This window comes from Mycobacterium sp. (assembly GCF_035653355.1).
In the GTDB taxonomy this organism is placed as follows: domain Bacteria; phylum Actinomycetota; class Actinomycetes; order Mycobacteriales; family Mycobacteriaceae; genus Mycobacterium.
In genome coordinates this window covers 1-9,493 of sequence record NZ_DASRBZ010000014.1, presented here as the reverse complement: position 1 = coordinate 9,493, position 9,493 = coordinate 1, and the positions used below count along the sequence as shown (strand labels likewise).

At 66.6% G+C, this 9,493-nt stretch carries 4 protein-coding genes; 1 reads left to right on the top strand and 3 read right to left on the bottom strand.

From position 1 onward, the window contains the following. Together VFA16_RS00455 and VFA16_RS00450 are read right to left on the bottom strand one after the other, a co-directional pair. On the bottom strand, nucleotides 1-5,732 hold a 5,732-nt coding region (locus tag VFA16_RS00455), incomplete at its 3' end, for a fatty acid synthase subunit beta domain-containing protein (RefSeq protein ID WP_324965928.1). A gap of 568 nt (nucleotides 5,733-6,300) precedes the next feature. Continuing rightward, nucleotides 6,301-7,014, bottom strand: a complete 714-nt coding sequence (locus tag VFA16_RS00450) for a glycoside hydrolase domain-containing protein (RefSeq protein ID WP_324965927.1) — start codon at nucleotides 7,012-7,014, stop codon at nucleotides 6,301-6,303. 203 nt (nucleotides 7,015-7,217) lie between these two features. Here VFA16_RS00450 and VFA16_RS00445 point away from each other — a divergent pair, with 203 nt between their 5' ends. Further along, nucleotides 7,218-8,834, top strand: coding sequence for a serine/threonine-protein kinase (locus VFA16_RS00445; RefSeq protein ID WP_324965926.1), 1,617 nt, complete (start codon nucleotides 7,218-7,220; stop codon nucleotides 8,832-8,834). A 44-nt stretch (nucleotides 8,835-8,878) separates the two neighbouring features. Here VFA16_RS00445 and VFA16_RS00440 read toward each other — a convergent pair. Beyond that, nucleotides 8,879-9,493: amidohydrolase family protein (locus VFA16_RS00440; RefSeq protein ID WP_324965925.1), on the bottom strand; the 615-nt coding region annotated here is incomplete at its 5' end.

Below are 9,493 nucleotides of genomic sequence, written 5' to 3'. Positions count from 1 at the left end.
CGGGTGCCCAGCGCAACTTCGACCGTGACGTGCTTGGCCCAACCCTCGCCGAGCTCCCAGGTCTTCTTGACCCGCTCGACGATGGCGCCGGGCCGCTTGCCCGAGGGCCCCAGCACCGTGCGCAGCTGATCGTTGATCGCGTCGGAAAGAACGGGACCGAATGGCTTATACGTGCGAGCGAGTTTGGTGACCTGCGACCGCAGTCCGGCCAGGTCCGCTTCGGCAGCGCCGTCGATGGCGCCAAGGTTGAGCTCTTGGCCCAGGTCGACCAGCAGCTGATTGCGCCGGGAGGACGCGCCGTCGGTGATCGACTCGATGGAGTCGAGTTCCTCGATTTGGTCGATGCGCATCTTGGCCGACAGCGCGATCAGCGCCAGCGTGGCGTCGGCGGCGTCGAACGGAATGTCGTCGGGGCGTGGAGTACCTGACGGAGCTCCGGCCGTAGCCGGAGCGACGGCAGGGACGACATCGGACTCGGGCGCCGGCTCCGATGAGGCCGGAACGGCCGTGCCGGAATCCTGCTCAGCCGCCTCCTCGGGCTCGGGATCGGTGTCGGTGGCGAACAGCACCGCGGCGTCCCGCTCGGCGTTGAGCACTTCAACTGTGCTGTGGGCATATTCGGGCAGCTTGAGAGTGTTGGCGGCGAGCCCGGCCACGGTCGGCGAGGACTTCACCCCGATCTCGACGAACCGCTCGACGCCCAGACCGCCGGCCGCTTCCTCGGTGAACAGCAGATCCTGCGTCTCGATCCAGCGCACCGGGCTGGCGAACTGCCAGGCCAGCAATTCGATGAAGACCGTGCGCGCCATCTCGCGTCGCCGCTCCCTCAGCCAGGTGTCGTAGTCGGCCAGGATCGGGTCGAGCGGCTCGGCCGGCACCAGATCGCGGATCTCCTGAATAAAGTCGCGATCCAAAGAAAACGGCCGGGGCACAAGATTGGGGATGTAGCGCCCGATGATCAGATCGGGATCCTTGTCGCGCGGCATCACCCGGTCCAGCGAGCGGCGGAATTCCGCCACACCGACGCGCAGCACCCGCGAGTGGAACGGCACGTCGATGCCGGGCACCAAGATGAACGACCGCTTGCCGCCGGTGATTTCGCGGCGCCGCTCCACCTCGGCTTCCAACGCCTCCAGGCCGCGGACCGTGCCAGCGATCGCGTACTGCGAGCCGCGCAGGTTGTAGTTGACGATCTCGAGGAATTCGCCTGTGCTCTCGGCGATTTCGGCGACGAATGCCGGGACGTCAGCGTCGGCCAGGTCAATCTGCGACGGCCGGATTGCGGCCAGCCGGTAGTTGGAGCGGCCCAGCTCGTCGCGCGGCACGATGTCGTGCATCTTCGAGCCGCGGTGAAACACCATCTCCAGCAAGGCTTCCAGCTCGTAGATGCCGGTCACGCAGGCCAGCGCAGTGTACTCGCCGACGGAGTGCCCGCAGGCAATCGCGCCCTCGACGAATGCACCCGCCTCGCGCATCTCGGCGACCTGAGCCGCCGCCACAGTGGCCATGGCGACCTGGGTGAACTGGGTAAGGTACAGCACGCCGTCGGGGTGGTGGTAATGCACGCCGGAAGCAATGATGCTCGTCGGGTTGTCACGCACCACGTGCAGCACCGAGAAGCCGAGGGTTTCGCGGGTGAACTTGTCCGCGTCGTCCCAGACCTTGCGCGCCGCCTTGGACCGGGCCCGCACCTCCATGCCCATGCCCTTGTGCTGGATGCCCTGTCCGGGGAACGCGTAGACGGTCTTGGGCGCGGCCAGCCGGGCGGTGGCCGACATCACCAGATCCGAGCCGATCCGGGCGCTAATCTCCAAAACCTCCGCGCCCTGGTCTATTCCGACCCGGTCGACCCGGAAGTCGATGTCGTCGCCCGGCTGCACCATGCCGAGGAAGCGCGCGGTCCAGCCGATGAGCCGGGCCGGTGGGCGGGCTTGCCCGTCGGTGGCAGTGACGACGTGCTGCGCGGCGGCTGACAGCCACATGCCGTGCACGATCGGGGATTTCAGCCCAGCAAGCAGCGCTGCCGCCCGGTCGGTATGGATCGGGTTGTGGTCACCGGAGACGACCGCGAACGGACGCATGTCGACCGGTGCGGTGACGGTGACGTCGCGGCGACGACGCCGCGGGGTGTCGGTGGCGTTGTCGGAGATCGTGCCACCCGCGCGGACGGGGTCGTTGAGCTCAGCCGTACCAGTGCGCCCGCGGATCGCGAACCGCTCTTCGAGCTTGGCTAGCACCGTGCCGTCATGCCCGGCCACCGTCACCGACACCGGGACAACCCGTCCCACTTCGGTGTCGACGGCGACCGATGCCGTTGCGGTGACGGTGAATTCGGTGCGGGCGGTAGGCAGCTTGGCGAGCAGATGCGCGGCGTGGTCGAGATGCACCAGGCTCAGCAGGCCCTCGAGCACCGGGACACCGGTATCGGTGACTGCCGAGCCGATGGCCGCGAACACCGCAGGCCAGCAACGGCCGACCAGTGCGTCGGGGACGGTGGAAAGCCCAGGTGCCAGCGGCTCTCCGAAGGTGGCCGTGACACCGGTGTGGTCGGCGACGCGCTCGGGGTCCCAGTCCACCGTCACCGTGGCGGTCCGGTCGTGCACCGGCGGCAAGGCTTCTGGGCCGTCGGCACCGGCGGCGATGGCCAACACAAGCCGCATGGCGGTGGTGGCCTCCTCGATAGACACCACCGGCGTGCCGCCGTCAATCGTATTGGCGGGCAATGTGAACGGGATGTCGACCCAAATCCCCGACACCGGCACGCTGAGCACGACGCGGTCACCCTCGGTGTGCAGCCGTGCTCCCGTTGAGGAGTGGGTGGCGCGGGGCTCGTCGGCTCCGTCGTGGATTTGCCATTGGCTCGGATCGGCGATGCGGTGCACCGGGTTGGTCACGGTGCGCCCGGCCCACAACACGTCGGGAGCGTCCAGGACGACGGCCAGCGGTCCAGTGACGTCGGTGCGACGCACCCGCCGCGAGGTGACCGGCTGCGGCTCGGCTCCGGCGGCCAGCACCTCGTCGATGGCGGCCTGCTCGAAGCGATCCAGGAGCTCGCCGACCGGTTCGTCCATCCGGGTGATACCGGCGACCGAGGTGGGACCCGGGATGATGCAGACCTGGTCGGCGTCGTAGCGCGCGTCGTGGGCCTGCCACAGCGAATCGCTGCGCCACCAGCGGCGCACGTCCTTGTCGATGATCGGTACGAAGTTGACCGGCTTGCCCAGCGTCTTGCACAGCGTGACGAAGAAGGACACGTCCGCCGGGTGCAGTTGCACGGTCTCGGCGTCGGGGTAACGCTGCAATAGAGCAGCGATCGCCTCGTCCGGCTGCTCCAACAACGCTTCGTCGGCAAACAACGTGTCGATCCGGCCGTGGTCTTGCGGGTGCAGCCGCGCCTCGGCCCGTTGCAGCATCTGCTCGAAGCGGTCGCGCCAGGTGTCGGCCAGCCACGGGCTGCCCGGCGAAGCAGTGTCGGCGGTCGAGGTCCCGTTTCCGACCGCCAGTTCGACGTAGCGGCGCAGCCACTGGGCGTAGGTCATCTCGGCGACGTCGCCGAAGTACGGCTTGGCGGTCTTGGCCATTGCGGCGATGATCTCGTCGCGGCGTTTGGCCACCGCTTCGGCGTCGCCGGCAACCTCGTCGAGCAGCCGACCGCAACGGGAGGCGGCGTTGTCGATCTCGTGAATGTCGGCGCCGAGTTGGCTGCGGCTAGAAGCCATGCCGCCCTGGGCTTTTCCGGCGCTGATCCATGTAGCGGTGCCCTGGGTTTCGACCAGCATCCGCTTGACCGACGGCGAGGTGGTGGATTCCAGCGTCGCCATCGCCGCGGTGCCGACCAGAATGCCGTCGACGGGCATCAGCGGGAACCCGTACGGCTCGGCCCAGCGCCCGGACAGGTAGTCGGCCGCCCGCTCCGGGGTGCCGATGCCACCGCCGACACAGACCGTGATGTTGGGCCGCGACCGCAGCTCCGAGTAGGTGGCCAGCAGCAAGTCGTCGAGGTCTTCCCATGAGTGGTGGCCACCGGCGCGGCCGCCCTCGATGTGCATGATGACCGGTTTGGTCGGCACTTCGGTGGCGATGCGGATCACCGAGCGGATCTGCTCGACGGTGCCGGGCTTGAACACGACGTGGCCGATGCCGATGCCGTTGAGTTCGTCGATCAGCTCGACGGCCTCCTCCAGCTCGGGTATGCCGGCGCTGACGACCACGCCGTCGATCGGCGCGCCGGACTGGCGGGCCTTTTGTACCAATCGTTTTCCGCCGACCTGCAGCTTCCACAGGTACGGGTCGAGGAACAACGCGTTGAACTCGTAGGTGCGGCCGGGCTCGAGGAGTCCCCTCATCTCCTCGATGCGGTTGTGGAATATCTCCTCGGTGACCTGTCCGCCGCCGGCCAGCTCCGCCCAGTGCCCGGCGTTGGCCGCAGCGGCGACGATCTTTGCGTCGACAGTGGTCGGGGTCATGCCGGCCAGCAAGATGGGCGAACGGCCAGTGAGCCTAGTGAACTTGGTCGACAGCTTGATCCTTCCGTCCGGCAGGCGCACCACCGACGGGGCGTAGCTCGACCAGGGCCGCGCCACTTCGGGGACGGCGCCGACGGTAAAGAGGTTGCGCTGACCGCCGCGGGTGGCCGCGGGCACGATGCCGACACCAAGGCCGCGGATCACCGGCGCGGTCAGCCGGGTCAGGATGTCGCCCGGCCCCAGGTCGAGAATCCAGCGTGCACCCGCCTCGTGGACACCGATGATCTCGTCCACCCAGTCGACCTGACGCACCAGGATCGCCTCGGTCATCTCCCGCGCCAGCTCGACGTCGATGCCGATCTTCTCGGCCCACCCTCCGACGATGTCGATACCGTCGGCCAACCGCGGGCTGTGGAAGCCGACCTCCACCTGCACGGGCTCGAAAACGGGCGCGAAGATGTCGCCGCCGCGGACCTTGTTCTTGCGGTCGCCCTCTTCTTTTTCGGAGATCTGCTGGCAGTACAGCTCGAAGCGCGACAGCTGCTCCGGTGTTCCGGTGATGACCACCGACCGCCGGCCGTTGCGAATGGACAGTACCGGCGGCAGCACGGTCCGCACATCCTGGGCGAACTCGTCGAGCAACCGGTAGATGCGCTCAGGGTCAGCGTTGCTGACCGATACCATCGGCGGGCGGTCACCGAGGATCGAAATGCCGCGCCGGCGGGCCACCAGCGTGCCTGCTGCACCGATCAGCTGCGCCAAAGCCAGCAGCTGGATATCGCGCTCGCCCGCTGCCTTCAACGACTCGACGCCCAGCACGCCCTGCGAATGCCCGATAACGGCCACCGGTGGAGTACCGGCGAAATCCATGCCCTGCCGCACCAGGGCACGCACGGCAGCGATCTGGGTCAGCAGCACGCCCGGCACCGACACCGCGGCCGACATCAGCTGTTTGGCCGTCGGAACCCGGTCTTCGGCCGCGAGCGCGCGCACCCACTGCAGCGGCTCGAAGCCGATCGGCCGCACCACCACCAACTCTTGGGCAACCGGTTCCAGGAGCAGCTCCACCTCGCCGACCAGCGTCGCCAACTCGGATTCGATCCCGGCCGAGGAGACCAGCTCTTCGAGGGTTTCCAGCCAGGCGCTGCCCTGCCCGCCGAACGCAACCGCATAGGGCTCGCCCGCGTTGAGGCGGTCGACCAGAGCATGGGCGCCACGCACGACCTCCGAGACGTTGCCGTCGTGGTCAGCGGACACCTCCCCCAGCTGCGCTGGGGAACCCCCGTCCTGCTCGTAGATCGTCACCGTCTGTATCTCCTATGGCGTTCCGTGCGTCTCGCGTTTCCGGGCGTCGAGCTGCCGCACCGGCGTGTCCTCGATTCCCCGTCGAACCCGGCCGAATCCCGGCCGACCGATGCGTTGTCGGCGGACCGCTCGTCGGCGTCAAGCGTCGCGGCGACCCATCGGATGCAATAAGAGTGTCATAAGAAGCTGAGCCGATTTTGTGTGCTGAGCGGTTACTGGTGAGTTCTACGCACGGGTAATGGTGTCGCGGGTAACACCCCACCGAACCGCGACGGAACACCCGCGAGACAAACGTGCTGCATGCAGGTGGTTACGGTCGAGTAGGCACAACAGCGCAGATCAAAGCAGGATTGTTACCTAATCGTTATGTTAAAAATTGCAGCCGCGCCGACCGTGACAGCTCAGGTCCGCCAACGCGTGACGCGGCCATCGCCGTAAGCGGGGCGCGCTCGCTACGGCGCGAACAGTTTGCTGGAACCTTACCCGCGAGTCAGGTGAGCGCCCGTTCGCCCCGCGAGACTCCTCCCGGCTAGTCCCACTGGCCGAATTGCGGTTTGAGGATGTGGTTGATGTCGACGCCGACGCCGCCGACAGTGCGCTTGTCGATCTCCACCTGGTGCAGATGGGCGGCCGGATGGGTGAACCCGTGGGGTGATCCCCAGTTGTGCTGCCAGAAGTAGGAGCCCAAGCCGTCATGTAGTGCCCAGTCGATGGTCTTGGAGTTGGCGTAAACCCCGACCCGCTGATGTCCCAGCACCGATTCCCAGCCCCGCAGATACGGCGCTACCTGCTGTTTGTATTGCTCGTATGACGGATCGTCGTCGATCGACGCATAGATCGGCGCGCCGACCGGACCACCAGCGGCTTGGTGTAGCTGCCAGCCGCGCTTGGCGTGCTGCACCCCCGCATTCTGGCCGCCCAGCCAGTCGGCGGTGTCCTGCTTGCCGTATTGATAGCACGAGACGATCTTGAGCCCGCTGCTGTACAAATCGCGTGCCTCGGCTAGTTGAATCGGCTTGCCGAGCATCCATGCGCCGCCCGGCCGGCGGTCGGACACATACCGAATGGAGCCGGCGGCGCCGGCGGCCTTGATGTCACCGGCGGGGATGACCCCGGCCGCGTAGTCCAACAGGATGCCCAGCGGGCTGGCGGTGGCCGGAGCTGACGTCGCTGCCATACCAAGACCCAACAAAGCGGGCGTCGCCGCGGCGAACTTGAGCATGTCACGCCGGGAGATCGACACGTGCCACAGGGTACGACAAATACATCAACTGTCACAGTGACGTCTCCGGTCACATCTGGACCAATTACCTCACCGGATGTGCCGCCGGCTGACGCCTTATCGGCTCGTCGCGCCAACGAGGTGCACGCACCAGCACGCCTGGGCGCCGTTCACCACTGGCTGCGCAGGATGGGTGTGCAAGCGCTACCGCTACGATCCTCCCCATGCCGCTGCTCAGTAGTACGACAGCTGCCGGGTTCAAGATCGTTCGGCTGCTGGGTTGCGGGCCAACCGGTGACGTCTATCTAGCCGAGCACCCAAGGTTGCCGCGTCGTCACGTATTGAAGGTTCTGCCCGCCGATGTATCGGCCGACCCGGAGTATCGCGAGCGGTTCAACCGAGAGTCCGACCGGGCAGCGGCGCTGTGGCACCCGCACATCGTCGGCCTGCACGACCGGGGTGAGTTTGAGGGCCACCTGTGGCTTTCGGTGGATTACGTCGACGGAGCCAGCGCGGCCCAACTGCTCAGCGATAGCTATCCGGACGGCATGCCGCCAGAAGAGGTAGTCGAGATCGTCAGCGCAATCGCGGACGCGCTCGACTACGCCCACGACCACGGGCTGCTGCACCGGCATGTGAAACCGGGCAACATTCTCATCGCCCAGGCCGCCCAGGCCGAATCCGGCAGACGACGAATCTTTTTGGCGGACTTAGGTGTCCCGCGTCATTTCGACGACATCAACGGTTCGGCACAGACGAGCATCACTGTCGACACCGTGATCTACGCAGCGCCCGAGCAGCTGATGGGCGGATCGATCGACGGCCGAGCCGATCAATATGCGTTGGCCGCTACAGCTTTTCACCTCTTGACCGGCTCACCGCCGTTCGCACACAGCAATCCCGCAGTGGTGATCAGCAAGCACCTCACCGAACCGCCGCCACGGCCAGGCGATGTGAAACCAGAACTGGGCCACTTCGACGAGACCTTATTCCGCGCACTGGCCAAGGATCCCGGCGACAGATTCCCGCGATGCCAGGACTTCGCCAAAGCACTTGAGGCCGATCACCGCAACCTGTCGGACCTCCGGGATGCCGAAGCCACAGCGGCAGTCATCCACCCAGCACCGTCTCCCGTGCGAGAGCCCGCCTCAGCCGTGGTCACCCCGCGACAGGATGACGGCGACGCCGCCTGGCTGACCGAACCAATGGCAGCCGCCCGGCCGGATACTGAGCCTGACGACGTCGTGACGTCGCCACAACCCGAAATTGGCGACGCCGAGACGTCCGCGGCGCCTGTGGTATTCGGTGCTACGAGTGCCGACAGCCCGGCACGGTCGGGCGGTCGTCTGCTCCCGCGCGCCGCGGCATTCGTCCTCGCCATCGTGGTGGTGGTGGTCGGCTTCTTCATCGTCATGGCGCTGCGTTTGCGCTCTGAGTTTCAACCCGCGCCTACCAATTCCGAAACCCCGCCCTCAGCGACCACAACGCCGCCCCCAGTGCCGACGACGGCCACGCCGCTGCCCAGTACCGCTACCCCGATACCCGCGGCCACCCCACCACTGACGACCCCGCCGTCGCCAACGAGCACATCGTCACCGGCGGCGACAAAGTCACCAACAGTGACACATATGCCGCCGACAAGCATGGCACCGTCGCCGTCGCCGACAACCATGTCACCGTCGCCGTCGCCGACGACCCCGGCTGGCATAGATAACCGGCCAGCCGTCGGCATTCCCTGCACCCCCCAACAGGCGGGTGCGACAGCCATCGCGAACTCGGGCGCCCCAATCTACTGCGTGGGCACACCCGGCGGATTCGCCTGGCAACCCGCCGGAGGGTGATCAGCGGCGCCTCGGACCGCAGATCTTCGCGGTATGGCGGGAACTTACTCTGCGGCTGCCGACGCCATCTTCTGCAGCTCCGCTGCGGCCGACATAGCGGAACGCTGCTCACCCTCGCGGCGTTGCGACCGGATGATCACGTCATGGCCTTCGACCGATTTGCGCAGCGCACCGACGGTGCAGTTCTCCTTGCCGCCCAGCACCGAGAAGGGGTCATAGTGGAAGTGCCGCATGGCATTCAGGTGCGTGATCTTGTCGATCTCCTCGTCGCTGGCCCCATTGATCGACTGCGCGAACACCTCCGGTGATTGCGGCCAGTTCGAGTCGGAGTGCGGGTAGTCGCATTCCCACGTGACCATGTCGATGTCGAGCGCCCCGCGGCTGGCCATCCCGAATTTGTCGTCGATGAAGCAGGTGATGACGTGTTCGTTGAACACCTGGCTTGGCAACTTGTCGCCGAAATCCTGTCCGGTCCAGGCATGATGGCGGTCGTAGTTGTAGTCGATCCGCTCCAGGAAGTACGGGATCCAGCCGATCCCGCCTTCGGACAGCGCGACTTTGAGGTCGGCGAACTTGCGCAGCATCCGCGACCACACCAAGTCGGCCGCCGCCTGCACGATGTTCATCGGCTGCAGCGTGATCATCACGTCCATCGGCGC